The organism is Stenotrophomonas sp. STEN046 (assembly GCF_056759755.1).
The window spans coordinates 50127-75847 of sequence record NZ_JBRRDR010000009.1; the positions used below are offsets into that span (position 1 = coordinate 50127).

The window sequence follows — 25721 nt, forward strand, 5'->3', positions numbered from 1 at the left end:
CCCCATCGATTCACAGGAGCTCCCCCATGAAAGGCAACCCGGACGTCATCGCCTGCCTGAAGGAACTGCTGCGCGGCGAACTCGCCGCCCGCGACCAGTACTTCATCCATTCCCGCCGCTACGAGGACCAGGGCCTGTTCGCGCTGTATGAACGCCTGAACCACGAGATGGAGGAGGAGACCCAGCACGCCGATGCGCTGCTGCGCCGGATCCTGTTCCTGGGCGGCGACCCGGACATGCGTCCGCACGCGACCGAGCCGGGCAAGACCGTGGAGGAGATGCTGCGCAAGGACCTGGACACCGAGTATGCGGTGCGCAACAACCTCGCCGCCGGCATGAAGCTGTGCGAAGAGAACGGCGACTACGTGAGCCGCGACATGCTGCTGGCGCAGCTGAAGGACACCGAGGAAGACCATGCCTGGTGGCTGGAACAGCAGCTGGGCCTGATCAAGCGTATCGGCCTGGAGCTGTACCAGCTGAGCAAGATCGACGGCAGCGGCGCCCCGGCGCACTGACCACGTGGTAGCGCCGGGCCACGCCCGGCGGCTGCCGGGTAGAGCGGACTGTCAGTCCGCTGCCCCACCAAAAGCAGCCGACTAACAGTCGGCTCTACCACAAGCAAAAAGCAGCCGACCAGAAGCACAACGTTCTGTCGCCCGCCAGCACCGGAGCACCGCCAGCCAGCCTTCGCCAGCCAGCTGCTCCACCGCCCGCCAGCCGACAACGAAAAAGCCGGGGAATGCCCCGGCTTTTTCGTGTCTGGGTTCCGCGGCGGTGTGTCAACCAAGGTTGACACCTACCCGCAGCGTCGCGTTATTCCACTGACAAGCCTTCCACCTTCTGCCAGCCACGCGGCAGCAGGTGGCCGCGGGTGGCACGCGCGCCAAGGTATGCCTCGAGTTCGTTGAACTTCAGCCCCATCGTGCGCTGGCCGCTGCGGACCTGCAGGGTCTGCCCCGGGCTGATCGCCACGATCGCGACCACGCGTTCGGTGGCGAGCTTGGCCTTGGGGATCTCGATGATCTTGTTGCCCTTGCCCTTGTCCAGTTCCGGCAGGTCGTTGGCGGCGATCGCCAGCAGGTTGCCCGAACTGGTCACCGCCACGATGCGGTCGGTGGCGACGTTGGCCACTACCGACGGGGTCAGCACCGTGGAGCCGGCTGACAGGTTCAACATCGCCTTGCCGGCCTTGTTGCGGCCGATCAGGTTCTCGAAGCGGGTGACGAAACCATAGCCGTGGGTGGACGCCAGCACGAAGCGGGTGTCCGGTTCGGCGCTGGCCAGGGTCACGAAGCTGGTGCCGGCGGCCGGAGAGAAGCGTCCGGTCAGCGGTTCACCGTTGCCGCGTGCCGAGGGCAGGGTGTGCACCGGCGTGGAATACGCGCGGCCTTCGCTGTCCAGGAACGCTACCTGCTGGGTGCTGCGTGCGCGCACCGCACCCTGCAGCGCGTCGCCATCGCGATAGGACAGGGTCGAGGCGTCGATATCGTGGCCCTTGGCGGCACGGATCCAGCCCTTTTCGGACATCACCACCGTCATCGGCTCGCTCGGTACCAGCTCGGTCTCGTCGATGGCCTGCGCCGCCTGGCGCTGCACCAGCGGCGAACGACGCGCATCACCGAACTTCTTTGCATCGGCCTGCAGCTCATCGCGGATCAGCTTCTTCAGCTTGGCCTTGCTGTCGAGGATGCCGATGATCTTGTCGCGCTCCTTGGCCAGCTCGTCCTGCTCGCCGCGGATCTTCATTTCTTCCAGGCGGGCCAGCTGCTTCAGCTTGGTTTCCAGGATGTACTCGGCCTGGTCGTCGGACAGCCCGAAGCGCGCGATCAGCGCCGCCTTCGGTTCGTCCTCGGTACGGATGATGTGGATCACCTCGTCCAGATTGAGGAACGCCACCAGCAGGCCTTCCAACAGGTGCAGGCGGCGCTCGACCTTCTGCAGGCGGTGCTGCAGGCGGCGGGTGACGGTGTTGCTGCGGAACACCAGCCATTCGCTGAGCAGCATCTTCAGGTTCTTCACCTGCGGACGGCCGTCCAGCCCGATCACGTTGAGGTTGACGCGGTAGCTGCGCTCCATGTCCGTGGTCGCGAACAGGTGGCCCATCAGCTGCTCGGCGTCGACGCGGTTCGAGCGCGGCACCAGCACCACGCGCACCGGATTGGCGTGGTCGGATTCATCGCGGATGTCTTCCAGCCACGGCAGCTTCTTGGCGCGCATCTGCGCGGCGATCTGCTCGATCACCTTCGACGGCGACACCTGGAACGGCAGTGCGGTGACCACCACGTTGTGCGCTTCCTTGGTGAAGGTCGCACGTGCACGCACGCTGCCGTTGCCGGTCTCGTACATGTTCCGCAGGTCGTTGGCCGGGGTGATGATCTCGGCGTTGGACGGATAGTCCGGGCCCTTCACGTGCTCGCACAGGTCGCGCACGGTGGCATCGGGATCATCCAGCAGGTGCAGCAGCGCGCTGACGATCTCGTTGAGGTTGTGCGGCGGCACGTCGGTGGCCATGCCCACGGCGATGCCGGTGGTGCCGTTCAACAGCAGATGCGGCAGCCGCGCCGGCATCCAGGTCGGTTCCTGCAGGGTACCGTCGAAGTTCGGTGCCCAGTCGGTGGTGCCCTGGCCCAGCTCGCCCAGCAGCACTTCGGCGATCGGGGTCAGCTTGGATTCGGTGTAGCGCATGGCCGCGAACGACTTCGGGTCGTCGCTGGAGCCGAAGTTGCCCTGGCCTTCGATCAGCGGGTAGCGGTAGGAGAAGGGCTGGGCCATCAGCACCAGCGCCTCGTAGCACGCGCTGTCGCCATGCGGGTGGTACTTGCCGATGACGTCACCGACGGTACGGGCGGACTTCTTCGGCTTGGACGCGGCATTCAGCCCCAGCTCGCTCATCGAATAGATGATGCGGCGCTGCACCGGCTTCAGGCCGTCGCCAAGGAACGGCAGGGCGCGATCCAGGACCACGTACATCGAGTAGTCGAGGTAGGCGCGTTCGGCGTACTCGCGCAGCGGCAGTTGTTCGAAACCGTGGAACACGGGGCGGGCAAGATCGGTCATGCGGCGTTGTTACCTATGTCGGGAGGCGGTGACGGCGGTCGCCGCTCTCAATGGTGTGATTATCCGGATGCGGCGGGGGATGCCAAGCCGCGCGCCGGATCCAGCCCCGGCTCCAGGCCATGCCCGGCCCGCGCCAGGTAGCGGCCGGGTGGCAATCCGAAGTGGCGGCGGAACACGGTGACGAAGGCGCTGGCGCTGCTGAAGCCCAGCGCATGGGCGATATCGGCCACGCTATGGCCCTCGCTGAGCTGGCGCAGCGCCTCGGCCAGGCGTGCCTGCTGGCGCCACTGCGCGAAGCTCAGCGTGGTCTCGTCGCGGAAGTGCCGGGTCAGGCTGCGCGGGGACAGCCCGGCCCAATGCGCCCACTGCGCCAGGCCCCGCTCGTCGGCGGGGTCGGCCAGCAGTTGCGAAGCGATCTTCAGCAGGCGGCGGTCGCGTGGCATCGGCAGGTGCATGCGCTGCCGTGGTGCCGCGCGGATCTCGTCCAGCAGTACCTGGATGATGTGCTCGCGCTCCGGCGTGCTCTGGTAGTCCTGCGGCCAGTCGCAGATGCGTTCGGCCAGCGCCTGCGCCAGCCGCGAGATGCCCAGCACGCACGGGTCGGCGGGCAGTTCACTGCACAGTGGCGCTGCCAGCACCATGCCCCAGCCACGCAGCGGGCCGTCGATGTGGACCGTATGCGGCTCGGCCGGCGGCATCCATCCGGCCGAACCCGGTGCCAGCGACCAGGTGCCGTGCGAGGTACGGGTGGTCAGCAGGCCGCGTTCAACGCAGATCAGCTGCGCACGCACATGGTGGTGCCAGTCCACTTCACGGGCCAGGCCCTGCGGGCTGTCGAAGCGGAAGGCGATGACCGGCGGACCGTCATTGCGCTCGAACCAGTCCAGCGCCTCTTCACGGAGCAGGGTTGCAGGACCGGGTTCAGCGGCGTTCATGCGGGGCGGGGGTGGCTTGAATGTGACATTCATTGGCTGGATTGTACTACCGGGCCAGAACGGAGCGCCATTAAGGTGGGCGCCTTCACTGATCCAGCCCGCTGCTGCAACACAGCATTTGATGCCAGATCGAATATTTCCATTGAGAAATATTTTTTTTGGAAGAGAATGCTCCCCCATGATCTGTCCTGCAACCACTCCCCCCAGCTTCGGCCTGCTGCTGCGCCAGGTGCGCGACGGCCTGGTCCGCCAGCTCGATGCATCCATGGCCGAGGAAGACCTTGGCATCGGCTTCACCCACTACATCGGGCTGAAGGTGCTTTCGAACATGGCCCCGTGTACCGCCAACGAACTGGCCCAGGCCATCGACCAGGTACCCAGCGCGGTGACCCGCCTGCTGGACAAGCTGGAGGCGCTCGGTTGCGTGCGCCGTGAAGCGCATGCCCAGGACCGGCGTGCGCTGCAGATCGTGCTGACCGATGAAGGCCGCGCCCTGTGGGCACGGTTGAAGCTGCGCGGCGACGCGGTGATGGATTACGCGCTGCGTGATCTGGCCGCCGACGAACGCACGCAGCTGCTGTCCCTCCTCACCCGAATCCGCGATTCCCTGACGACCCCATGAACCCGATCCCGCATTCCACTTTCCGCCGGTCCGGGCGCGCGCTGCTGTTGTCGGCGCTGGCCCTGGCCCTGGCCGCCTGCGCCAGCAGTCGCGGCCTCACCCCGCAGGGCCACGTGCTTGACGTGGACAGCCTGCACAGCGAACGCACCCTGGCCGACAGCGATCTGAGCGCGACCGGTTTCCCGGCCCAGGACTGGTGGAAGGCGCTGGGCGATCCGCAACTGGACGCACTGATCACCGAGGGCCTGGCCGGCCATCCGAGCCTGGATGCCGCCGATGCACGCCTGCGCCAGGCGCAGTCGCAGGTCGGCACCGCGCGTGCCGATCGCCTGCCCAGCCTGTCGGTGTCCGGTGGCTACACCGGCCTGCGCCTGCCCGAATCGATGCTGGGTGAAGAAGGCGGGCATTACGCCGGCAGCAGCCAGGTCGCCTTCGATTTCAGCTACGGCGTTGACCTGTGGGGCGGCAAGCGCGCCGCCTGGGAAGCTGCCGTGGACGGTGCCCATGCGGCCACGGTCGAGGCCCAGGCTGCACGCCTGAACCTGTCCACCGGCATTGCCCAGGCCTATACCGAGCTGGCCTACGCCTGGCAGCTCAACGATGTGGCCGAGGAAGAGCTGGCACGTTCGCAGAAATCGCTGGCACTGACCCGCCAGCGCCGTGCCGCCGGCATCGACAGCGAGCTGCAGGTGCGCCAGGCCGAGGCCCGCGTGCCCGCCGCGCAGCAGCAGCTGCTGGCCGCGCAGCAGCGCATCGACGCGGGCCGTACCGCACTGGCCGCGCTGGTCGGCAAGGGCCCGGACCGCGGGCTGTCGATCGAACGCCCGCGACCGTTGAACCCGATGGCCCTGCAGCTGCCCGGCGTGGTTCCCAGCGAGCTGCTCGGCCGTCGCCCCGACATCGTCGCCGCGCGCTGGCGCGTGGAAGCGGCCGACAAGCAGATCAAGGTCGCCCGGACCAAGTTCTATCCCAGCCTCAACCTGACCGCGCTGGCCGGCGTGGTCGCGCCGAACGTCGGCGACCTGCTGCAGAGCAGTTCCACCTTCGCCTACATCGGCCCCGCACTGAGCCTGCCGATCTTCGAAGGCGGCAAGCTGCGCGCCAACCTGGCCAATACCGATGCGCAGTACGACCTGGCCGTGGCCAACTACAACCAGGCCGTGCTCGATGCCCTGCGTGACGTGGCCGACCAGGTCAACGCGGTGCGATCGCTGGCACAGCAGGCGCAGTCGCAGCAGCAGGCCGTGGACACCGCGCGTGCTGCCTTCGACATCGCCGAGCAGCGCTATCGCGCCGGCATCGGCAGCTACCTGGACGTGCTCAGCGCGCAGTCGACCCTGCTGCAGTCGCAGCAGCAGCTGGCCGGCCTGCAGTCACAGCAGGTGCAGACCTCGGTGCGCCTGAGCAAGGCGCTGGGCGGGGGATTCCAGCCCGCCGCTGCTGACGCTGCACCGCTCGCCTCCCATTCCGTTTCCTCGCATTCCTGAAGACGCCCGCCATGAGCCAGACTCCAAACACTGCGGCCCCGGCCGCCCCCAACCGTCGCGGCAAGCTGCTGCGCGGCCTGTTCGTGATCGTCGTGCTGCTGCTGGCGGCACTGGCACTGTGGTACTTCATGTTCGGCCGTTGGTTCGAAGAAACCGACGATGCCTACGTGCAGGGCAACCAGGTGCAGATCACCCCGCTGGTGGCCGGTACCGTGGTGGCCATCAACGCCGATGACGGCATGCGCGTGGAGCGCGGCCAGCTGCTGGTACAGCTGGACCCTGCCGATACCTCGGTGGCGCTGCAGCAGGCCGAAGCCAACCTGGCCAAGACCGTGCGCCAGACCCGTGGCCTGTACCGCAGCGTGGAAGGCGCGCAGGCGGACCTGAACGCCCGCCAGGTGACCCTGAAGCGCGTGCGTGATGACTTCGCACGCCGCAAGGGCCTGGCCGACACCGGCGCCATTTCCAACGAAGAGCTGGCCCATGCCCGTGATGAGCTGGCGGCAGCCGAAGCGGCCGTGGCCGGTTCGCGCGAAACCGTCGAGCGCAACCGCGCGCTGGTCGATGACACGGTGATCGCCACCCAGCCGGACGTGCAGGCTGCAGCGGCGCAGGTGCGCCAGGCGTTCCTCAACAACGCCCGTGCCGGCATCGTCGCGCCGGTCACCGGCTATGTCGCCCGTCGTTCGGTGCAGGTTGGCCAGCGCGTGCAGCCGGGCAACGCTCTGATGGCCGTGGTGCCGACCGAACAGATGTGGGTGGAAGCCAACTTCAAGGAAACCCAGCTGCGGCACATGCGCCTGGGCCAGGAAGTGGAGCTGAAGTCGGACCTGTACGCAGGTGACGTGAAGTACAAGGGCCGCATCGACAGCCTGGGCCTGGGCACCGGTTCGGCGTTCTCGCTGCTGCCGGCGCAGAACGCCAGCGGCAACTGGATCAAGATCGTGCAGCGCGTGCCGGTGCGCATCGCCATCGATGCCAAGCAGCTGGCCGAGCACCCGCTGCGCATCGGCCTGTCGATGAAGGCCGAAGTGAGCCTGCGCGACCAGAAGGGCGAGGTACTGCCGACCGCCGCCGCCAAGGGCACGGTGTTCGACACCGACGTCTACGCCAAGCAGCTGCATGATGCCGATGACGTGATCCATACGATCATCCAGGGCAACCTGCCGCAGCAGTCGAAGGCGGGCTGAGGTCACCATGTCCGCACAAGCTCCAGCCGCGCCCGGGGGCCCGGGCGCACCGGCGGCGCCGGCTGCGGCCACCGGGTTCCTGCCGCCCAGCGTGGCCCTGTGCACCGTCGGCCTGGCGATGGCCTCGTTCATGCAGGTGCTCGACACCACCATCGCCAATGTCTCGCTGCCGACCATCGCCGGTAATCTCGGCGCCAGTTCGCAGCAGGCAACGTGGGTCATCACCTCGTTCGCGGTCAGCACCGCGATCGCGCTGCCGCTGACCGGCTGGCTCAGCCGTCGCTTCGGTGAGCGCAAGCTGTTCATCTGGGCCACGCTGGCCTTTGTCATCACCTCGCTGCTGTGCGGCCTGGCCCAGAGCATGGGCATGCTGGTGCTGTCGCGTGCACTGCAGGGCTTCGTGGCCGGCCCGATGTACCCGATCACGCAGTCGCTGCTGGTGTCGATCTATCCACGCGAGAAACGCGGGCAGGCGTTGGCACTGCTGGCGATGATCACCGTGGTGGCGCCGATCTGCGGGCCGATCCTCGGCGGCTGGATCACCGACAACTACAGCTGGGAATGGATCTTCCTGATCAATGTGCCGCTGGGCGTGTTCGCCGCGCTGGTGGTGGGCAACCAGTTGAAGGGCCGCCCGGAGCAGATCGAGAAGCCGAAGATGGACTACGTCGGCCTGGTCACCCTGGTGATCGGCGTGGGCGCGTTGCAGCTGGTGCTCGACCTCGGCAATGACGAAGACTGGTTCTCGTCGATGAAGATCGTTGTGCTGGCCTGCGTGGCGGTTGTGGCGCTGACGGTGTTCCTGATCTGGGAGCTGACCGACAAGGATCCGATCGTCGACCTGAGGCTGTTCCGGCATCGCAACTTCCGTGCCGGCACGCTGGCGATGGTGGTGGCCTATGCCGCGTTCTTCAGCGTGTCACTGCTGATTCCGCAGTGGTTGCAGCGTGACATGGGGTACACCGCGATCTGGGCGGGCCTGGCCACGGCACCGATCGGCATCCTGCCGGTGATCATGACGCCGTTCGTGGGCAAGTACGCGTCGCGGTTCGACATGCGCCTGATCGCCTCGTTCGCGTTCGTGTTCCTGTCCTTCACCAGCTTCCTGCGCTCGGGTTTCAATCTGCAGGTGGACTTCTCCCACGTGGCGGGAGTGCAGCTGATCATGGGTATTGGCGTGGCGCTGTTCTTCATGCCGGTGCTGCAGATCCTGCTGTCGGATCTGGATGGGCGCGAGATCGCGGCCGGTTCCGGCCTGGCCACGTTCCTGCGTACCCTGGGCGGCAGCTTCGCTGCGTCGTTGACCACATGGCTGTGGGCGCGGCGCACCCAGGTGCACCATGCCGACCTGACCGAACACATCTCGGCCTACCAGCCGGGCATGCAGGACCAGGTGGCGGCGATGGGGCAGGGCAACGTGCAGCAGGGCGCGGCGGTGCTCAACAACATGATCAACCACCAGGCATCGCAGATGGGCTTCAACGACATCTTCTTCCTGCTGGGCTGGGTGTTCCTGGCAATCATCACCTTCCTGTGGCTGGCCAAGCCGCCGTTTGGCGCAGGTGCCGGTGCGGCATCGGCCGGCGGGCATTGATCGATCGTTGTTGATGAAAAACAAAACCCCGCCGGAAGGCGGGGTTTCTGTTTGGGGTGCTCGCCGCACATGGCGGTGCTACCGAACGCCGGACATGAAAAAACCCGCTTGCGCGGGTTTGATCATTTGCTGAGTCATGGTGCCCAGGAGAGGACTCGAACCTCCACGAAGTTGCCCCCGCTAGCACCTGAAGCTAGTGCGTCTACCAATTCCGCCACCTGGGCGACTCAGGAGGAGAATTTTGCAGCATGGTCTTTGATGTGTCAACAACATTTCATACTTTTTTCTGCGCTTGCACGCCCAGGTGCTGCAGCAGGCTGCGCATCGCCGGTGACAGCTGCGCCCAGTCGGCGAAACACGCGCACAGGCGGCGCTGCGCCCACGCGTCTGCCAGCGGCACGGCCACCGTGTGCGTGCTGCGTCGATGCTGCCGCGCGATCGTGCGAGGCACGATGCCCACGCCAATGCCGTGGCCCACCATCGTGCACAGTCCTTCGAAGGTCTTCATGCGAATACGCACGTCGAGCCTGCGGCCGGCCTCGCCGGCCAGTTCTTCCACATAGGTCTGCAGGGCATTGCCGTCGGCCAGCGCAACGAAGGTTTCGCCCAGTACATCGATGTAGTCGAGCGCGCGCCGTGCGGCGAAGCGATGGCCCGCAGGCAACAGCATCACCAGCGGGTCTTCGGCCACCACGTGCCGCTGCAGTCCGTCGGCAGGTACGGCATCGCTGATGATGCCGGCTTCGGCCTGGCCGGCGCCGAGCGCGCGCACGACATCGGTGCTGGTGCGCTCGTGCAGTTCCACGTGCAGCCGCGGTCGCTGCGCCAGCCACGGTGCCAGCCGCGAGGGCAGGTAGCTGGTGAGCGCGGCGGTGTTGGCATACAGGTGCAGGGTGCCGCGCGCGCCGTGGGCGAAGGCCTGCATCTCGCCGCGCAGCTGCGCCTGCTGCTGCAGGATAAACCGCGCATGGTGGGCGAGGGCGGCGCCGGCTTCGGTCAGGCTGACCCCGCGCGGGTGCCGGTTCAACAAGGCGCTGCCGGCGTCGGCTTCGATCGCGCGCAGGCGCTCGCTGGCCGAACCCAGGGCGAGATTGGCCAGCGCAGCCCCGGCGGTGATGCTGCCGGCGTCGGCAACCGCCAGGAACAGGCGCAGGTCGGCGATGTCCATCCGCATGTCGTGTGCTCCGCTCGAGCCTGCCTTCGGCTGGTCCGAAGGCTCAGGCGGGAAGACCGCATTGTGCGCCCCTGCGGCGCCGGCTCCAATGGCGGCATGAACGAGACGATGTACTTCTACGTATTGCTGGGGGTGGTGTTTCTGCTGGCCGGCGTGGTCAAGGGCGTGACCGGCATGGGCCTGCCGACGGTGGCGATGGGCCTGCTGGGCGGCGCGTTGTCGCCGGTGGCGGCGGCTTCGATGCTGTTCATCCCGACCTTCATCACCAATGCGTGGCAGTTGCTGTCCGGCCCCTCACTGGGCCGCACGGTGCGCCGGCTGTGGCCGATGATGCTGGCCGTGGTGGTGGTGACGCTGGGCTCGGCCGCGCTGCTGGTGCGGGTGGACCGTGATGCATCGCGCGCGGCGCTGGGCGTGGCGCTGGTGGTGTATGCGCTGTACGCGCTGGTGGCGCCGGTGTTCCATGTGCCGCAGCGGCGCGAGCGCTGGCTGGGACCGCTGGTCGGGGCGGTATCCGGCGTGGTGACCGGTGCGACCGGCGTGTTCGTGATGCCGGCGGTGCCCTACCTGCAGTCGCTGGGGCTTCAGCGCGAGGAGCTTGTGCAGGCGCTGGGCCTGGCGTTCACCGTATCGACGATCTCGTTGACCACCGGGCTGGTGCTCAACGGTGCGTTTGGCGTGCAGCAGTTGGGGCTGAGCGCGTTGGCGGTGCTGCCGGCGCTGCTGGGCATGTGGTTGGGGCAGGCGATCCGCCAGCGGATCAGTGCGCGGGTGTTCCGCGTCTGTTTCCTGGGGTTCCTGCTGTTGCTGGGCCTGGAACTGGTGCTGCGGTCGCTGTTCTGAGGCGCCGCCGCCGGGCGTGGCCCGGCGCTACCGGTGATGGCAAACGCCGGGCAAGAAAAAACCCGCTTCCGCGGGTTGTTTTCTTTCTCGACATGGTGCCCAGAAGAGGACTCGAACCTCCACGAAGTTGCCCCCGCTAGCACCTGAAGCTAGTGCGTCTACCAATTCCGCCATCTGGGCGTCGAGGAGGAGAATTATGCGGTGCGGTGAAGGGTGTGTCAACACTCCTGCGCAAATCGCACTTGGAATCGCGTTGGCCAGCCGCTGGAACTCCCATGGCCGGAAAACAGGCAAAAAAAATCCCCGCCGAAGCGAGGAGTTTTTTCGTTGGTGCCCAGAAGAGGACTCGAACCTCCACGGTTTTACCCGCTAGTACCTGAAACTAGTGCGTCTACCAATTCCGCCATCTGGGCGTTCCAGAGGCGCAATTGTGAAGATGAACACGCAGGGTGTCAACGCCTTCCTGCATATTTTTCACGAAGCACCTGCGGTGATCGCCGCTGACCCGTTCTGCACGCCCACAGCGGCTACCATGGAGGGCGATGACTACCAAAAAACCAAGCAAGAGCGGGAGCAAGTCCCGCAGTGAAGCCCCGAACAAGGGGGCCAAGGCCGGTCCGGCACGCAACAACAAGCCAGGCAAGCCGTTGCCGGGCTGGCTCCCCGAGATGGCCGATGGCGCCGCCGCACCGCGCGGTCGGGGTTCCCGCGGCGCTGCCGCGCCGGGGCCTGCGCCGAGCCGCAAGCTGCCGCCGGCGGGCAAGGTGATCGATGATCCCTATGCATCCCGCGAGGCGGAAAAGTACGAACAACCCATTGCCAGCCGTGAGGCGATCCTGGCGTTGCTGGAACGCTGCGAAGGTCCGCAGAGTGCCGAAGAACTCGGTGCGCGGCTGGGCCTGACCGCACCGGACCGCGCAGAAGCGCTGTCGCGCCGCCTCGGTGCGATGGTGCGCGATGGCCAGCTGGTGCAGAACCGCCGCGGTGGCTTTGCCCCGATCCAGACCTTGAACCTGGTGACCGGCGTGGTGATCGCCAACCCGGAAGGCTTCGGCTTCCTGCGCCCGGTCGAGGGCGGCGACGATCTGTTCCTGCCGCCGTATGAAATGCGCAAGGTGATGCACGGTGACAAGGTGCTCGCCCGCGTCACCGGCATCGACCACCGCGGCCGCCGCGAAGGCAGCATCGCCCGCGTGCTTGAGCGGGGCATGACCCGCCTGATCGGCCGTTTCAGCGTCGAGATGGGCATCAACTACGTGGTACCCGATGACAAGCGCATCCAGCGCAATGTGCAGGTACCCCCGGACCAGACCGGTGGCGCCCGTGACGGCCAGCTGGTGGTCTGTGAACTGACCCAGGCCCCGGACAGCCGGCGTCCGCCGATCGGCCGCATAATCGCCGTGCTCGGCGACAAGCTGACCGCGTCGCTGGTGGTGGAGACCGCCATCCACGGCCACGAACTGCCGTTCGAGTTCCCGCAGGAAGTGCTGGACGAGGCCGCCTCGGTGCCGCTGGTGGTGGAACCGGCGATGATCGGCGACCGCGTTGATCTGCGCAGTACGCCACTGGTGACCATCGATGGCGAAGATGCCAAGGACTTCGACGACGCGGTGTACTGCGAGCCGAATGCCGATGGCTTCCGCCTGGTGGTGGCCATTGCCGATGTCTCCAACTATGTTCGTCCGGGCACGCCGCTGGACGATGAAGCGCAGAAGCGTGCGACCTCGGTCTACTTCCCCGGTTTCGTGGTGCCGATGCTGCCGGAAACGCTGTCCAACGGCATCTGCTCGCTGATGCCGAAGGTCGACCGCATGTGCTTCGTCTGCGACATGCAGATCGACCGCGAAGGCCAGGTCACTGGTTCGCGCTTCTACGAAGCAGTGATGAATTCGCACGCGCGCCTGACCTACACCCAGGTCTGGCAGGCCGTGGGCGAGGACGATGCCGGCGCCAAGGCCTTCATCGGCGACCTGCTGCCGCAGGTGCAGCGCCTGCACCAGCTGTACAAGGTGCTGTCGAAGGCGCGCAGCAAGCGTGGCGCGATCGAGTTTGAAAGCAGCGAAGTGCGCTTCGTGCTGGACAACCGCGGTGAAGTCACCCAGGCCGGCATGCTGGTGCGCAATGACGCGCACAAGCTGATCGAGGAATGCATGATCGCCGCCAACGTGGAGGCCGCCAAGTATCTGTTGTCGCGCCATGTGCCGGCGCCATACCGCGTGCATGAAAAGCCGCCGGAGACCAAGTTCGCCGACCTGCTGGAGTTCCTGAAGGAATTCAAGCTGAGCCTGCCGCCGTGGTCGAAGGTTCGGCCGGGCGATTACACCAAGCTGCTGAAGAAGATCCGCGACCGTCCTGACGCCACCCTGCTGGAATCGGTGCTGCTGCGCAGCCAGAGCCTGGCGGTGTACAGCCCGGACAACAACGGCCACTTCGGACTGGCGTTGGAAGCGTATGCGCACTTCACTTCGCCGATCCGTCGTTATCCCGATCTGCTGGTGCACCGTGCGATCAAGCATGCGCTGTCGGGCAAGCCGCTGGACAAGTTCACTTACAACGCGCGCGAAATGGCAGCGCTGGCGTTGCAGTGCTCCGAGCGCGAGCGTCGTGCCGATGAAGCCGAGCGCGAAGTGGATGAGCGTTACCGCGCCGCGTGGATGGAAAAGCACGTGGGTGGCCAGTTCGATGGCGTGATCAGCGGCGTGACCAGCTTCGGCCTGTTCGTGGAGCTGGCCGAGTCGAAGGTGCAGGGCCTGGTGCATGTCACCCAGCTGCCGCAGGACTATTACAAGTTCGACGCGACCCGCAAGACCTTGACCGGCGAACGGCGCGGCAGCAGTTACCGGTTGGGTGACCAGGTGCGCATCCTGGTGCTGAAGGCCAGCATGGAAGAGCGCAAGATCGACTTCCGGCTGGTGGAGCACAAGGGCGAGGAAGAGGAAGCCAGCCCGCCGCCGCCGCCCGAGCGTGGCAAGCCGGCCAAGCGCACCAAGAAGAAATATTGAAAGGTGTGCCGACCAACGGTCGGCACCTACCTCACCCGGTAGGTGCCAACCTTGGTTGGCACGACGCTACGGAGAAACGCACCATGCAGGGTCAACCCGAATACAGCGGTGGCTGCCAGTGCGGCGCGATCCGGTTCCAGGCACGCGGCGCGCTGACCGACAGTTCGATCTGCCATTGCCGGATGTGCCAGAAAGCCTTCGGCGCGTACTACGCGCCACTGGTTTCGGTGCGCGGGGTGCAGTTCAGCTGGACCCGCGGCCAGCCGCGCTATTTCCAATCCTCCAACGTGGTGCGGCGTGGATTCTGCGCCGACTGCGGTACGCCGCTTACCTACGAAGCACCGGACGGCGTGGCAGTGGCGGCCGGCGCCTTTGATCAGCCCGAGCGCCTGCCGCCGACCATCCAGTATGGCGTCGAGCGCAAGCTGCCCTTCGTCGACGGGCTGGCCAAACTGCCGGCCCGGCGCACGGTGGACGACGTGGACGCGCTGGAGTTCCTGGCCACGATCGTGTCCCACCAGCATCCCGACCACGACACCCCGCACTGGCCACCGCGCAGCCGTTCGACCGAAGGGTGAACGGCAGGTAGCGCCGGGCCATGCCCGGCGAGCGCGAAGCGCGGCCGCCCCCGATGCTCTACCATAGCCACCCCCTTTCCGGTCCTGCCCGCATGAGCAAGAACAGCCAGTGGATCGTCGGCGTCAACGCCGTCGCCTCCTCCATCGAGAACGACGCCGAGAACGTCCGCGAAGTGCTGGTCGAGGCCGGTGCGAAGAACCCGCGCCTGACCGAGATTGAAGAAAACGCCCGGCGCAAGGGCATCGACGTACGCAAGGTCAACAGCCAGGCGCTGGACGGCGTTGGCGGCTCGGTGCGCCACCAGGGCGTGGCCGCGCGCTATGCCGCCGCCCGCACCTACAGCGAGAACGAGCTGGAAGGGCTGGTGACCGCTGCCGACGGCAAGGCCCTGCTGCTGGTGCTGGACGAGGTACAGGACCCGCACAACCTGGGCGCCTGCCTGCGTTCGGCTGCCGCTGCCGGCGCCACCGCGGTGATCATTCCCAAGGACAAGTCGGCCTCGGTGAATGCCACGGTGCGCAAGACCTCGGCCGGTGCCGCCGACCTGATCCCGGTGGTGGCGGTGACCAACCTGTCGCGCTGCCTGAAGGACCTGCAGAAGCAGGGCGTGTGGATCTACGGCCTGGCCGGGGAAGCGACCGCCTCGCTGTACCAGCTGGACCTGAAGGGCAATATCGCACTGGTGCTGGGCGGTGAAGCCGACGGCCTGCGCCGCCTGACCCGCGAGAACTGCGATGGCCTGGTCAAGATTCCGATGCCGGGCGAGATCGAGAGCCTGAACGTGTCCGTCGCCGCCGGCGTCAGCCTGTTCGAGGCCGTGCGCCAGCGCGGTTGATCGGCTTTCCGGTAACGCCGGGCCATGCCCGGCGCTACCGGCGATCCAATCCACGCATGGCGTGGATCGGCCGTGTCGACCAAGGTCGACACCTACCGGTAGTCGCCAACCTTGGTTGGCGCTCCCGCTGCCTCACCCCGCGCTGCCGCCCAGCGCCTTGAACAACGTCACGTCGTTGTTCAGCTGGCTCTGCCGCACCCGTGCCAGTGACAGTTCCGCATCACGCCGGGTCTGTTGCGCTTCCAGCCACGTGCGCAGGTCGGTGGCACCCACGCGGTAGCGCACTTCCTGCGCGCGCTCGACTTCCACGGCCTCGTCGTACGACGCCTGTGATGCCGTCACCTGGCGCAGCAGCTGCTCGCGCGCGGACAGCGCGTTGTCCACCTCTGAAAGTGCTGTATACAGCGTCTTGCGGAAGGTGGTTGCGGCAATCTGGTAGTTGGTGCCTGCCACGTCCGTATCCAGCTGCGCGCGCTGCAGGTTGAGGAACGGCAACGACAGGCCGGCACCGAGGGTCGCCACCGGGTTGCGCAGCACGTCCCCCAGCGAGGTCGCGCTGGACCCCAGGCTGCCGGTCAGGCTCAACGCCGGGTAGTACTGGGTGGCGGTTACCCGGATCGTCTTCAGGCTGTTGCGCAGCCGCAGCTCGGCGGCGCGCAGGTCGGGCCTGCGGCCAAGCAGGTCGGCCGGCAGGCCTTCGGCGATGATCGGGCTGCGTGCATCGAGCAGGTTCTGTGGCTCGTCCTGCTGCGGCCAGGGGCTGCCATCGAGCAGCACGGCCAGCGCATTGCGCACTTCCACCCGCTGCTGTTCCAGCGCGCTCTGCGCCGAGCGCTGCGACTGCAGGTTCTGCAGCGCCTGGCGTACTTCCAGCCGCGATACCGCGCCGGCATCGAAGCGTGCCTGCACCAGCTCGTGGGTGCGCTGCAGGCGCTCCAGGTTGGCCTGGCCGGTGGCGATGGACTGGTTGAGGTAGGCCAGCGCCCAGTACTGGTTGATGACATCGCCGATCACCAGCAGGGCGGTGTTCTGCCGGTCTTCTTCGCTGGCATCGGCTTCCCAGCGGGCAATGTCGCGCTGGGTGCGCAGGCGTCCCCACAGGTCGATTTCCCATCCCAGCGACACGCCGGTGGAATAGCTGCGGCGCCAGTCGTCGCCCTGGTCGGTGGCGCGGCTGCCGCTGCCACTCACCCCGGAAGAGGAGGGTTGTGGCCACAGCGCGTTGCTGGCCAACCCGGCCTGCAGCCGTGCCCGTTGCACGGCCAGGCCGGCGGCGGCCAGGTCGGTGTTGGCTGCCAGTGCCTGTGCCACCAGGCGGTCCAGCCGTTCATCGGCAAACCCTGTCCACCAGGTGTCCTGGCGGATGTCGCGGGCCGGGGTATCCAGGCCGCTGTGCGGGGCTTCGGCCGCCGCGTTGAGGGTGGCATCGCCGCGGCCATAGGTCGCGGCCACGCGGGTGTCCTGCACCGGATAGCGGCCCGCCGAAGCGCAGCCGGACAACGCGAGCACAACGGCGCCGGCCAGCAGCAGGCGGGAGGAAACAGGGAAGGGCAGTCGGATCATCATCTTCATTCGCGGGCCAGGGCCTCTACCGGATCGAGCTGGGCGGCACTGCGTGCCGGCAGGAAGCCAAACGCCACGCCGATCAGTGTGGAACAGGCGAAGGCGGCAATGATGGAGGCAGTGGAGAAAAGCACCTGGAAATCGCTGGCGAAGCGGCCGATCAGCACGCCCATCAGCAGCGCCAGGCCGATGCCAAGCAGGCCGCCGAGCAGGCACACCAGTACCGCTTCAATCAGGAACTGCTGGCGGATGTCACTCTGCCGCGCGCCCACCGCCATGCGCACGCCGATCTCGCGGGTGCGTTCGGTCACCGACACCAGCATGATGTTCATCACGCCGATGCCGCCGACCAGCAGCGCGATGGCGGCGATCGCGCCGATCAGCAGGGTCATGGTGCGCGTGGTCTGTTCGATGGTGTCGCGGATCTCGGCGCTGTTGCTGAGGAAGAAGTCCTCGCTGCCATGGCGCATGGTCAGCAACCGGGTGATGGCTTCCTGCGCCGCATCCATCGGCGTCTCATCGTTGACCCGCACGGTGATGCTGGAGACGTGGCTCTGCCCGAGCATGCGCGACATCACCGTGGTGTAGGGCACGAACACGCTCAGGCTGGTGCTGCCACCAAAGCCGAAGCTCTGCTTCTTGGCCACGCCCACCACCCGCACCGGCACGTTGCCAAGCAGGATCACCTGCCCGATCGGGTCGCTGTCGGGGAAGAACTGGGTACGCGTGTTCTCGTCGATCACCGCGACCTGGGCCAGGCCCTTCACCGCGTCGGTGTCGAAGAAGCTGCCACTGAGCAGGCTCACGCCCTTGACCCGGAAGTACTGCTCGCCGACACCGCTGATCTGCGCGGTGGCCGATTGGTTGCGGTAGCGTGCGGTGACCGAACTGGAAACGCTCGGCGTGGCGCTGTCCACATAGCTCTGCCGCGACAGGGCGTCGGCATCGCTGGCCTTGAGTGTCTGCACCCGTGCCGAGCGCATGTCGCCGAATCCGCGTCCGGGATAGACATCGATGGTGTTGGTGCCCAGTGCGCTGATGTTCTGCAGGATCTGCTGCTGTGAGCCGTTGCCCAGGGCCACCACCGATACCACCGAGGCGATGCCGATGATGATGCCGAGCATGGTCAGGAAGGTGCGCAGGCGATGGGCGTTCATCGCCAGCAGGGCCATCCGGAACGCTTCGGTGAAGCGATCGCGCGCGGCCTGCCAGCTGCTGCCGTGGGCCACGCCGGCAGCAGGTTCGCGCTGGGCGCGGTAGCTGGGCGCGTTCGGATTGACCCGGTCGGCGATGATCTCGCCGTCGCGGATCTCGATGATGCGCTGTGCGTGCTCGGCCACGCTCATGTCGTGGGTGACGATGATGATGGTGTGGCCCTCGGCATGCAGTTCGCCAAGGATGGACATCACTTCCTCGCCGGACTTCGTATCCAGCGCGCCGGTGGGTTCATCGGCCAGGATCACCTCGCCGCCGTTCATCAGCGCGCGCGCGATCGACACGCGCTGCTGCTGGCCGCCGGACAGCTGCCCGGGCTTGTGGTGCATGCGATCGGCCAGGCCGAGGCGCTGCAGCAGCTGTTCCGCGCGTGCGGTACGCACCGGTCCGGGGCTGCCGGCATACACCGCCGGCACGGCCACGTTGCCACGCGCATCCAGGTCGCCCAGCAGGTGATAGCGCTGGAAAATGAAACCAAAGTGCTCGCGACGCAGCTCGGCCAGCTCGTCAGGTTCCATCCTGCCGGTCTCGCGGCCGGCCACCTGGTAGCTGCCGCGGGTCGGGCGGTCCAGGCAGCCAAGAATGTTCATCAGCGTGGACTTGCCCGAACCGGACTGGCCGACGATGGCCACCATCTCACCGGCGTGGATATCCAGGTTCACGTCGCGCAGCACGGCGATGACGTCTTCGCCGGCGGGGAACTCGCGCCGCAGGTCGCGCAGGCGCAGCAATGGCGCCGTCGTGCTCATCGGCGCCCCATGCCCGGGCCGCCCACCCGCATCTGCATGCCACCGCGGTTGCCGCCGCCAGCGGCCGCTGCAGCGCCGCCTTCACCGACCACCACGCGCTCGCCTTCCTGCAGGCCGGCCAGGATCTCGGCATTGGCGCCGTTGTTGATGCCGACCTTGACCTTGCGCGGCTGCGGCTGGCCCTTGTCGTCGACCACCCGCACGATGCGTTCGCCATCGCGCGCCTTCGGCCCCAATGCAACGGCCGGCACCAGCAGCACGCCCTTGGCCTGCTTGAGCAGCACCGACACCTGCGCGGTCATGTCGATGCGCAGGGTGCCATCCGGGTTTTCCACATCGAACAGGGCGTTGTAGTAGATCGCGCTGCTGGAGCTGGAACTGGACGAGCTGCTGGAGCTGGACGAGCTTTCATTGGCGATGGAGGCGGGCGCCGGATTGATCTGGCGCAGGGTGGCGTGGTACTTGCGGTCGGGGTCGCCCAGGGTGGTGAAGTACACCGGCATGCCGGCCTTGATCTTGACCACGTCGGCCTCGGATACCTCGGCATTGACGGTCACCACGTCCAGCCGCGCCAGCATGACGATGGTCGGCGCGGTCTGGTTGGCGTTCACCGTGCGGCCTTCTTCGGCCACCACCGCCACCACGGTGCCATCCATCGGCGCGACGATGCGGGTGTAGGCCAGGTTGGCGCGGGCGGTGCCCAGCTCGGTCTGGCGGCCCTTGATCTGTGCCTCGTAGGACTGCAGCTGCGCCCGCGCGGTCTTCAGCTGCGCCTCGGCAGCGTCGTATTCCTGGCGTGAGGTGGCTTCGGCAGCCAGCATCTGCTGCTGGCGCGCGAATTCCAGTTCGGCCTGGCGCAGGCTGGCCTGCTGCACCGCGCGCTGCGCGGTCACCTGGTCCAGCGAGGCCTGCGCGTTGAGCACCTGGTTCTGCTGGGTGGTCGCGTCGATCTCGGCGATCAGGTCGCCTTCCTTCACCGTATCGCCCAGCTGTACCTTCAGCGACTTGATCTGGCCGGATGCCTGCGCGCCCACGCTGACCAGCTTGAAGGCATCGATCACGCCGGTGGCTTCCACGGTCTGTTCGATGTCGCCGCGGCTGACCGGCGTGGTGGCCAGTGCCGGCGCGGCCGGCTTGCGCAGCAGCCACCAGGCCGACACCGCGGCGATCAGGACAAGCAGGGCAAGCAGCATCAGGCGGCCCTTGCGGGTCGCGGGCAACAGGCGGGAGATCACGTGGTGGCTTCACTCTGGGGGCCGCATCGGCGGCGTTGGCAGGCATTGTGAAGATCGGGCGACGATGCACTCAATCCTCGGGGTGTGTCTCTATGTAACACTGTCTGCGAGACGGCGTATCGGCAGGTATCCCGCGCCTGCGTGGATACAGTGGTACGCATTGGCCAGGATGCGGTTCAGCTGCCGACACGGGATGATCGCCACATGGAGACTGAAAACCCGATGCATCGTTTGCTGATCGTCGATGACGACAACGATATCCGCACCCTGCTGGCCGAGCAGCTGGGCCGTGCCGGCTACCAGGTCAGCACGGCTGCCGATGGCACCAGCATGCGCCAGCTGCTCGAGCGCGAGCACGTGGACCTGATCGTGCTCGACCTCAACCTGCCGCGCGAAGACGGCCTGACCCTGTGCCGCGACCTGCGCGCGCGTTCGAACACGCCGGTGATCATGTTGACCGCGCGTGCCGAACCGATCGACCGCGTGCTGGGCCTGGAAATGGGTGCCGATGATTACCTGGCCAAGCCGTTCGAACCGCGCGAGCTGCTGGCGCGGATCCGCAACGTGCTGCGCCGGACCGAGGCGCTGCCGGCCAACCTGGAACCGCTGGCAGTGCGCCGTGCGCGTTTTTCGCGCTGGATCTTCGATCTGGAACACCGCCACCTGGTCGACCCGGACGGGCGCGTTGTGGTGCTGTCCGGTGCCGAGTTCCGGCTGCTGCGGGTGTTCATCGCCCACGCCAACAAGGTGCTCTCGCGCGAGCAGCTGGTGGCGCTCAGCAGTGGTCGCAACTATGAAGCGCAGGATCGCGCCATCGACCTGCAGGTCAGCCGGCTGCGCAACAAGCTGGCCGACGATGGCGGGCCCGATGGGCTGATCAAGACCGTGCGCAACGAAGGCTACGTGCTGGCCTCGGCCGTCAACCTGGAATAAGCCGCGATGAAGCGCCTGCGCCATTTCCTGTCCTCGATGGTGGGACGCCTGTTCGTGATCCTGCTGCTGGGCATGAGCGTGGCCGCGATCGGCGCGACCATGCTGGCCAGTTCCAAGCGCCAGCAGGAGTTCGAGCGGCAGAACCTCAACCGCATCGCCGACCGCCTGCAGGGCTACATCAACCTGCTGGACGGCAACCCGGAACTGCGCGAGCGCCTGCTGGAGATCGGTGGCCCCAGCGTGCGTGCGCTGCAACCGGGTGCCCGTATCGGGCGGGCCGACAAGGCGCTGATGGACGTGCTGGAGGATCGCCCGGGGCCGGTGTCGCGGGCGCACGTGCACTTCGCTTCGTTCCGCTCGTGCATTCCCAAGCTGCAGGACCTGTTGCCGCCGCCACCGCCGGGCCATCGCAAGCCGCCGCGTGAGCGCGACCCTACCTTTATTCCACCCAAGTGCCGGGCGGTGGACGTGGTACTCAACGACGGCACACTGCTGAAGCTGGCGCTGGATTCACCGGCCATCGCGCACAACGGCATCCTGGCGGTGGACCCGCTGTTCCTCACCCTGCTGGTGCTGGCCATCGCCGTGCTGGCCTATGTGGTGGCGCGCATGGCCAGCGCACCGCTGCAGGAACTGGCGGCGGCAGCCGAAGACCTGGGCGATGACCTGCAGCGCGCGCCCCTGCCGCTGCGCGGCCCGCGCGAAGTGCAACGCGCCGCCGAGGCTTTCAATGCCATGCAGCACCGGCTGCAGCGGCACCTGGCCGAGCGCACGCAGATGCTGGCAGCGATCACCCACGATCTGCAGACGCCACTGACGCGGCTGCGCCTGCGCCTGGAAAACGTAACCGACGAGACCTTGCGCGAGCGCCTGATCGGTGACCTGGCAGCGATGCAGGCACTGGTGCGCGAGGGGCTGGAACTTGCCCGCAGTGCAGAGAGCGCCGAGCAGCGTGCAGCGCTGGATCTGGATTCGCTGCTGGAAAGCATCGTTGAAGACACTGCCGAGGATGGCGCCGATGTCGTCTTTGAAGGCCGTAGCGGCGCGGTGCTGATGCTGCGCCCGCTGGCCATGCACCGGTTGTTCTCCAACCTGGTGGACAACGCGGTGATGTATGCGCAGCGCGCGCGGGTACGTGTCGAGCGCGGCGAAGGCACGATCACGGTGGTGATCGCCGATGATGGCCCTGGCCTGGCCGATGATCAGCTGGAAGCGGTGTTCGATCCGTTCGTGCGGGTGGAAACATCGCGTTCGCGGCAGACCGGCGGTGCCGGCCTGGGCCTGACCATCGCCCGCGCCCTGGCCGAAAAGGACGGGGGGCGGCTGTGGCTGCGCAACCGCCCCGAAGGCGGCCTGGAAGCGGTGGTGCAGTGGTCGGCCAGCGCCGAGGCGCGCTGAGCGCCAGCGTCCGGTAGCAGCGGGCAAGGCCTGGCGGCATCTGTATCGCTGTCGTGCCGAGCCGGGTGCGGTGCTGCCTGGTCGTCGTTCAACCGGGGGTTGACCGGGGGCGGTGACGCCAGCGACAGGGTTTGCCCTATCATCTGCGTACTTCCCCATCCTTCGTCCGATGAGCCTGCCCGTTCCTGCCGGCATGCCGCCCTGCGCGGTACGGCTGACCCTGTTCGCGTCTGTTGCCGCCACCGGCATCCGCATCTGGCCACCGCCGCTGCACTGATGGGCGGGCAGGGGGCGAGCAGGCGCCGGGCGGGGCGTCACGCACAACCACTCAGTCGCCTGCTGCGGCTGGGCGTGCTGTGGCTGCTGCTGGCCGTGGCCGCGCCGCTGGCCGCGCAGAGTGGCGCACCGCCGCTGCGTGACTACGCCATCGACGTCTGGACCTCGCGCAACGGCCTGCCGCACAACTCGCTGCGCGATATCGCCCAGACCCCGGAAGGCCATCTCTGGTTCGCCACCTGGGAAGGGCTGGTGCGCTACAACGGTCTGGATTTCACCGTGTTCGACCGCAGTACGCGGCCGGGACTGCGTGACAACGGCATTGGCGCGCTGCTGGTCGATCACCAGGGTGGGCTGTGGATCAGCGATTCACGCGGCAATGTCAGCCATCGCGGCAGCGACGGCCAATGGCGGGTCTGGGAGCACCAGCCCGATACCCCGCAGGTGCTGATCCAATCCATGCAGATGGACAGCCAGGGGCGCCTGTGGCTGCTGTATGAAGGCAAGGGCATCGGCTACCTGACCCCGGACAAGGGCATCGTCTACCAGCCGCCGCCGCCGGACCTGCCGCTGGCGATGAGCTTCACCAAGATGGCAGTGGATGCGCAGGACCGGATCTGGATCGGCACGCTTGATGGGCTGGTGCTGCGGGACAACGATGGCGTGCTGAAACGCGCACCGGCCGCATGGGGCGTCGGCAAGGGGTTGTCGTGGCCCTATCGCGCGCCCGATGGCGCGTTGTGGATCGTCGCGGGCGAACGCCTGTACCGGGTGGAAGGTGACAGCCTGGTGCTAGTGCATCGCCTTCCCGGCCAGCTGCACCTGACCTCGATGCTGCAGGACCGCCACGGTGACCTGTGGCTGGGCACCGAGAACCAGGGCCTGCTGCGCATCTCCGCGCACGGCCTGGAACGGCTGCCGGCGGGCCTGAACCTGCCCGGCGGGCGTGTGGTCAGCCTGCGCGAAGATGCCGAGGGAAGCATCTGGGTGGGGGCCAACGGTGGCCTGTACCGCCTGCGCGAAACGCTGTTCAGCAGCTACACCGAACGCGACGGCCTGAGTGGCGATTACGTGCGTACGGTGTTTGAAGCCCACGACCGCCAGCTGTGGGTGGGCAGCGCCAGTGGCCTGGACCTGCGCACTGCCGATGGGCGCTTCCGTGCGATGCCGCTGCACAACCGCGGCGGCAAGGCACCTTCGGTGTTGAGCCTGGCCCAGGACCCGGGCGGCGACCTGTGGGTGGGCACCTTTGGTGATGGCATCTACCGGCTGCGGGCCGATGGGCGCCTGCGCCACAACTATGCTGCCGACGATGGCCTGCCGGGCGGCAACATCCGTGCGATCAGCATCGCGCCGGACGGGGTTGTCTGGGCCGGCACGCAGAAGGGCGTGATCCGCATCGACGGCGATGCGGTGCGGGTGTCCAGCGTGGCGGGCATGCCGGGCGGACTGATCACCGCACTGGAACACGATCAGCACGGCAATCTATGGATCGGCACCATCGAGGGTATCCGCGTGCTGCGGGGTGACCACGTCCAGTCGATCGACCTGGCGCCGTTGGGGGGGGGCCGCAGCGTGTTCGGTTTCCACCAGATCGGCGATGCGATGTGGATCAGCAGCGACCGTGGCCTGTACCGCTGGCAGGACGGCAGGCTGGCGCGCGTCGGTCTGGAGCAGGGCATGCCGGTGGATGCGGTGTTCCAGCTGGTGCCCGACCGTCTGGGCAATGTCTGGATCAGCAGCAACCGTGGCGTGCTGCGCACCGACATGGCCACCCTCAACGCAGTGGCTGATGGCCGCGCGCCGCGGGTGACGGTGGAGCGCTACAACGAGATCGATGGCATGGCCAACGCGCAGGCCAACGGCAGTTCCGGGCCTTCGGCGATCCTGCGCCAGGACGGCACGTTCTGGGTGGTGACCGCCGGTGGCCTGAGCACGGTCGATCCGCAGCGGCTGCAGCGCTTCCGCGAGCGCCCGGCACCGCCGGCGGCGATCGAGAACGTGCAGGTGGACGGTGCCCCGGTGCACTGGGAAGGGCCGGACCTGAACCTGATTCCCGGTGGGCGCCGGTTGGCGGTGAGCTACGTGGGCCTGAGCTACCTGATGTCCGACCGCATCCGTTACCGAACGCGGCTGGATGGCCTGGATACCGGCTGGGTCGAACGCGGCCCACAGCGCAGCGTGGAGTTTGTCGGCCTGCCGCCGGGCGACTACACCCTGCATGTGGGGGCCTCGCACCCCGGCGGCACCTGGGGCCATCAGGAGGCGGTGTGGAGCTTCACCGTCGAACCGTTCTGGTGGCAGCGGCACAGCGTGCAGGCGCTGATCGGGCTGTTGCTGCTGGCCGCGCTGGTGGCGCTGTACCGCTTCCTGCTGCAGCAGTACAAGGCCAGCAACCTGCGCCTTGCCCAGCGCGTGGACGAGGCCACTTTCGACCTGCAGGCACAGACCGTGCACCTGCAGGCGCTGAACCTGGAAAAGACCGAGCTGGCCGAGCGCCTTGCGCGGCAGGCCGAGGCGTTTGAACGGCAAGCACGTGAGGACGCGCTTACGCGGCTGGCCAATCGTCGCGGTTTCGACGAGTCACTGGCACGCGACTTCGCCCGCGCCCAGCGCAGTGGCCATCCGCTGTGCCTGGTGGTGCTGGACATCGATCACTTCAAGGACGTCAACGATCGGCACAGCCACAGCATCGGCGATGCGGTGCTGAGGGAAGTGGCGCAGGTGATCGCCGCCGCGTGCCGCGATTCGGACCTGCCCGCGCGCACCGGCGGCGAAGAATTCGCGTTGCTGCTCAACGACACCCGCCTGGAAGAAGCAGCACAACTGTGCGCGCGACTGCGCGGCCTGTTCCATGACCACCTGGATTGGGCGGGGGTGCCGGGCCTGCGCGTGACCTTCAGTGCCGGCCTGGTGGAACTGGATGCCGACGACCGCACCCCGGCGCTGCTGTATCAACGTGCCGACCGTGCGCTGTACCGCGCGAAGAGTGACGGGCGCGATCGTACGAGTATTGGTTGATCATCCACGCATG

18 protein-coding genes and 3 tRNA genes are annotated in these 25721 nt (G+C 67.2%); 12 read left to right on the plus strand and 9 right to left on the minus strand.

What is annotated here, in order from left to right; genetic code table 11:
* Window positions 1-26 precede the first annotated feature (26 nt).
* Window positions 27-515: a bacterioferritin gene (bfr, locus tag ACVOLJ_RS06705; RefSeq protein ID WP_475277943.1), complete on the plus strand. Its 489-nt coding sequence runs from the start codon at window positions 27-29 to the stop codon at window positions 513-515.
* A gap of 298 nt (window positions 516-813) precedes the next feature.
* Here bfr and parC read toward each other — a convergent pair whose 3' ends face one another.
* Together parC and ACVOLJ_RS06715 are read right to left on the minus strand one after the other, a co-directional pair.
* Window positions 814-3057 carry a DNA topoisomerase IV subunit A gene (parC, locus tag ACVOLJ_RS06710; protein WP_475277944.1) on the minus strand — a complete coding sequence of 748 codons (2244 nt, stop codon included), beginning with the start codon at window positions 3055-3057 and terminating at the stop codon, window positions 814-816.
* Window positions 3058-3116: 59 nt separating this feature from the next.
* Window positions 3117-4025, minus strand: a complete 909-nt coding sequence (locus ACVOLJ_RS06715; RefSeq protein WP_475277945.1) for an AraC family transcriptional regulator — start codon at window positions 4023-4025, stop codon at window positions 3117-3119.
* A gap of 145 nt (window positions 4026-4170) precedes the next feature.
* Here ACVOLJ_RS06715 and emrR point away from each other — a divergent pair, with 145 nt between their 5' ends.
* Genes emrR through emrB form a run of 4 tightly spaced genes read left to right on the plus strand, consistent with a single transcriptional unit; the run spans window position 4171 to window position 8885 of the window.
* On the plus strand, window positions 4171-4614 hold the full coding sequence (emrR, locus tag ACVOLJ_RS06720) for a multidrug efflux system transcriptional regulator EmrR (RefSeq protein ID WP_475277946.1): 444 nt from the start codon (window positions 4171-4173) through the stop codon (window positions 4612-4614).
* On the plus strand, window positions 4611-6101 hold the full coding sequence (emrC, locus tag ACVOLJ_RS06725) for a multidrug efflux transporter outer membrane subunit EmrC (protein ID WP_481563758.1): 1491 nt from the start codon (window positions 4611-4613) through the stop codon (window positions 6099-6101). The genes emrR and emrC overlap by 4 nt, the downstream gene beginning before the upstream one ends.
* A gap of 11 nt (window positions 6102-6112) precedes the next feature.
* Window positions 6113-7291: a multidrug efflux MFS transporter periplasmic adaptor subunit EmrA gene (gene emrA, locus ACVOLJ_RS06730; protein WP_475277948.1), complete on the plus strand. Its 1179-nt coding sequence runs from the start codon at window positions 6113-6115 to the stop codon at window positions 7289-7291.
* A 7-nt stretch (window positions 7292-7298) separates the two neighbouring features.
* A complete protein-coding gene (gene emrB, locus ACVOLJ_RS06735; protein WP_475277949.1) occupies window positions 7299-8885 on the plus strand; it encodes a multidrug efflux MFS transporter permease subunit EmrB in 1587 nt (528 codons plus the stop codon).
* Window positions 8886-9022: 137 nt separating this feature from the next.
* Here emrB and ACVOLJ_RS06740 read toward each other — a convergent pair.
* Both ACVOLJ_RS06740 and ACVOLJ_RS06745 read right to left on the minus strand, forming a co-directional pair.
* Window positions 9023-9109, minus strand: a tRNA-Leu gene (locus tag ACVOLJ_RS06740).
* Window positions 9110-9159: 50 nt separating this feature from the next.
* The gene (locus ACVOLJ_RS06745; RefSeq protein ID WP_481563759.1) at window positions 9160-10059 is read right to left on the minus strand and encodes a LysR substrate-binding domain-containing protein; all 900 of its coding nucleotides are present in this window, start codon (window positions 10057-10059) and stop codon (window positions 9160-9162) included.
* A gap of 96 nt (window positions 10060-10155) precedes the next feature.
* Here ACVOLJ_RS06745 and ACVOLJ_RS06750 point away from each other — a divergent pair, with 96 nt between their 5' ends.
* Window positions 10156-10902 (plus strand): sulfite exporter TauE/SafE family protein, encoded by a 747-nt coding sequence (locus tag ACVOLJ_RS06750; protein ID WP_475277951.1) that lies wholly within the window; start codon window positions 10156-10158, stop codon window positions 10900-10902.
* A gap of 93 nt (window positions 10903-10995) precedes the next feature.
* Here the strand turns inward: ACVOLJ_RS06750 and ACVOLJ_RS06755 are convergent.
* A tRNA-Leu gene (locus tag ACVOLJ_RS06755) sits at window positions 10996-11082 on the minus strand.
* 148 nt (window positions 11083-11230) lie between these two features.
* Window positions 11231-11315 (minus strand) — tRNA-Leu (locus ACVOLJ_RS06760).
* A 129-nt stretch (window positions 11316-11444) separates the two neighbouring features.
* Here ACVOLJ_RS06760 and rnr point away from each other — a divergent pair.
* The 3 genes from rnr to rlmB all read left to right on the plus strand — a co-directional run bounded on the left by rnr (window position 11445) and on the right by rlmB (window position 15318).
* A complete protein-coding gene (rnr, locus tag ACVOLJ_RS06765; protein WP_481563760.1) occupies window positions 11445-13904 on the plus strand; it encodes a ribonuclease R in 2460 nt (819 codons plus the stop codon).
* Between the two features lie 83 nt (window positions 13905-13987).
* Window positions 13988-14482 (plus strand): GFA family protein, encoded by a 495-nt coding sequence (locus ACVOLJ_RS06770; RefSeq protein WP_475277953.1) that lies wholly within the window; start codon window positions 13988-13990, stop codon window positions 14480-14482.
* Window positions 14483-14574: 92 nt separating this feature from the next.
* Window positions 14575-15318 carry a 23S rRNA (guanosine(2251)-2'-O)-methyltransferase RlmB gene (rlmB, locus tag ACVOLJ_RS06775; RefSeq protein WP_481563761.1) on the plus strand — a complete coding sequence of 248 codons (744 nt, stop codon included), beginning with the start codon at window positions 14575-14577 and terminating at the stop codon, window positions 15316-15318.
* A 132-nt stretch (window positions 15319-15450) separates the two neighbouring features.
* Here the strand turns inward: rlmB and ACVOLJ_RS06780 are convergent, their stop codons facing one another.
* From ACVOLJ_RS06780 to ACVOLJ_RS06790, 3 genes are read right to left on the minus strand one after another with little or no spacing between them, the layout of a single operon-like run.
* On the minus strand, window positions 15451-16890 hold the full coding sequence (locus ACVOLJ_RS06780; protein WP_475277955.1) for an efflux transporter outer membrane subunit: 1440 nt from the start codon (window positions 16888-16890) through the stop codon (window positions 15451-15453).
* Entirely contained in the window at window positions 16887-18845 is a 1959-nt protein-coding gene (locus ACVOLJ_RS06785; RefSeq protein ID WP_481563762.1) for a MacB family efflux pump subunit, read from the minus strand. The genes ACVOLJ_RS06780 and ACVOLJ_RS06785 overlap by 4 nt, the downstream gene beginning before the upstream one ends.
* A complete protein-coding gene (locus ACVOLJ_RS06790) occupies window positions 18842-20080 on the minus strand; it encodes an efflux RND transporter periplasmic adaptor subunit (RefSeq protein ID WP_481563763.1) in 1239 nt (412 codons plus the stop codon). Before ACVOLJ_RS06790 ends, ACVOLJ_RS06785 begins: the two co-directional genes overlap by 4 nt.
* Window positions 20081-20284: 204 nt before the next feature.
* Here ACVOLJ_RS06790 and ACVOLJ_RS06795 point away from each other — a divergent pair, with 204 nt between their 5' ends.
* From ACVOLJ_RS06795 to ACVOLJ_RS06805, 3 genes are all read left to right on the plus strand, one after another.
* Window positions 20285-21013 (plus strand): response regulator, encoded by a 729-nt coding sequence (locus tag ACVOLJ_RS06795; protein WP_025875399.1) that lies wholly within the window; start codon window positions 20285-20287, stop codon window positions 21011-21013.
* Window positions 21014-21019: 6 nt separating this feature from the next.
* Window positions 21020-22411: an ATP-binding protein gene (locus ACVOLJ_RS06800; protein WP_475277958.1), complete on the plus strand. Its 1392-nt coding sequence runs from the start codon at window positions 21020-21022 to the stop codon at window positions 22409-22411.
* A 276-nt stretch (window positions 22412-22687) separates the two neighbouring features.
* Complete coding sequence (locus ACVOLJ_RS06805) at window positions 22688-25708, plus strand: two-component regulator propeller domain-containing protein (protein WP_481563764.1); 3021 nt, start codon at window positions 22688-22690, stop codon at window positions 25706-25708.
* The last annotated feature ends 13 nt before the right edge of the window (window positions 25709-25721 follow it).

Excerpts from the sequence above, each read along its gene's own strand:
- emrB (WP_475277949.1), top strand. The coding sequence starts at position 7,299 with ATGTCCGCACAAGCTCCAGCCGCGCCCGGGGGCCCGGGCGCACCGGCG.
- ACVOLJ_RS06805 (WP_481563764.1), top strand. The coding sequence starts at position 22,688 with ATGGGCGGGCAGGGGGCGAGCAGGCGCCGGGCGGGGCGTCACGCACAA.
- parC (WP_475277944.1), bottom strand. The coding sequence starts at position 3,057 with ATGACCGATCTTGCCCGCCCCGTGTTCCACGGTTTCGAACAACTGCCG.
- bfr (WP_475277943.1), top strand. The coding sequence starts at position 27 with ATGAAAGGCAACCCGGACGTCATCGCCTGCCTGAAGGAACTGCTGCGC.
- ACVOLJ_RS06800 (WP_475277958.1), top strand. The coding sequence starts at position 21,020 with ATGAAGCGCCTGCGCCATTTCCTGTCCTCGATGGTGGGACGCCTGTTC.
- emrR (WP_475277946.1), top strand. The coding sequence starts at position 4,171 with ATGATCTGTCCTGCAACCACTCCCCCCAGCTTCGGCCTGCTGCTGCGC.
- ACVOLJ_RS06770 (WP_475277953.1), top strand. The coding sequence starts at position 13,988 with ATGCAGGGTCAACCCGAATACAGCGGTGGCTGCCAGTGCGGCGCGATC.
- emrC (WP_481563758.1), top strand. The coding sequence starts at position 4,611 with ATGAACCCGATCCCGCATTCCACTTTCCGCCGGTCCGGGCGCGCGCTG.
- ACVOLJ_RS06795 (WP_025875399.1), top strand. The coding sequence starts at position 20,285 with ATGGAGACTGAAAACCCGATGCATCGTTTGCTGATCGTCGATGACGAC.
- ACVOLJ_RS06780 (WP_475277955.1), bottom strand. The coding sequence starts at position 16,890 with ATGAAGATGATGATCCGACTGCCCTTCCCTGTTTCCTCCCGCCTGCTG.
- ACVOLJ_RS06785 (WP_481563762.1), bottom strand. The coding sequence starts at position 18,845 with ATGAGCACGACGGCGCCATTGCTGCGCCTGCGCGACCTGCGGCGCGAG.
- ACVOLJ_RS06745 (WP_481563759.1), bottom strand. The coding sequence starts at position 10,059 with ATGCGGATGGACATCGCCGACCTGCGCCTGTTCCTGGCGGTTGCCGAC.
- rlmB (WP_481563761.1), top strand. The coding sequence starts at position 14,575 with ATGAGCAAGAACAGCCAGTGGATCGTCGGCGTCAACGCCGTCGCCTCC.
- ACVOLJ_RS06750 (WP_475277951.1), top strand. The coding sequence starts at position 10,156 with ATGAACGAGACGATGTACTTCTACGTATTGCTGGGGGTGGTGTTTCTG.
- rnr (WP_481563760.1), top strand. The coding sequence starts at position 11,445 with ATGACTACCAAAAAACCAAGCAAGAGCGGGAGCAAGTCCCGCAGTGAA.
- emrA (WP_475277948.1), top strand. The coding sequence starts at position 6,113 with ATGAGCCAGACTCCAAACACTGCGGCCCCGGCCGCCCCCAACCGTCGC.
- ACVOLJ_RS06715 (WP_475277945.1), bottom strand. The coding sequence starts at position 4,025 with ATGAATGTCACATTCAAGCCACCCCCGCCCCGCATGAACGCCGCTGAA.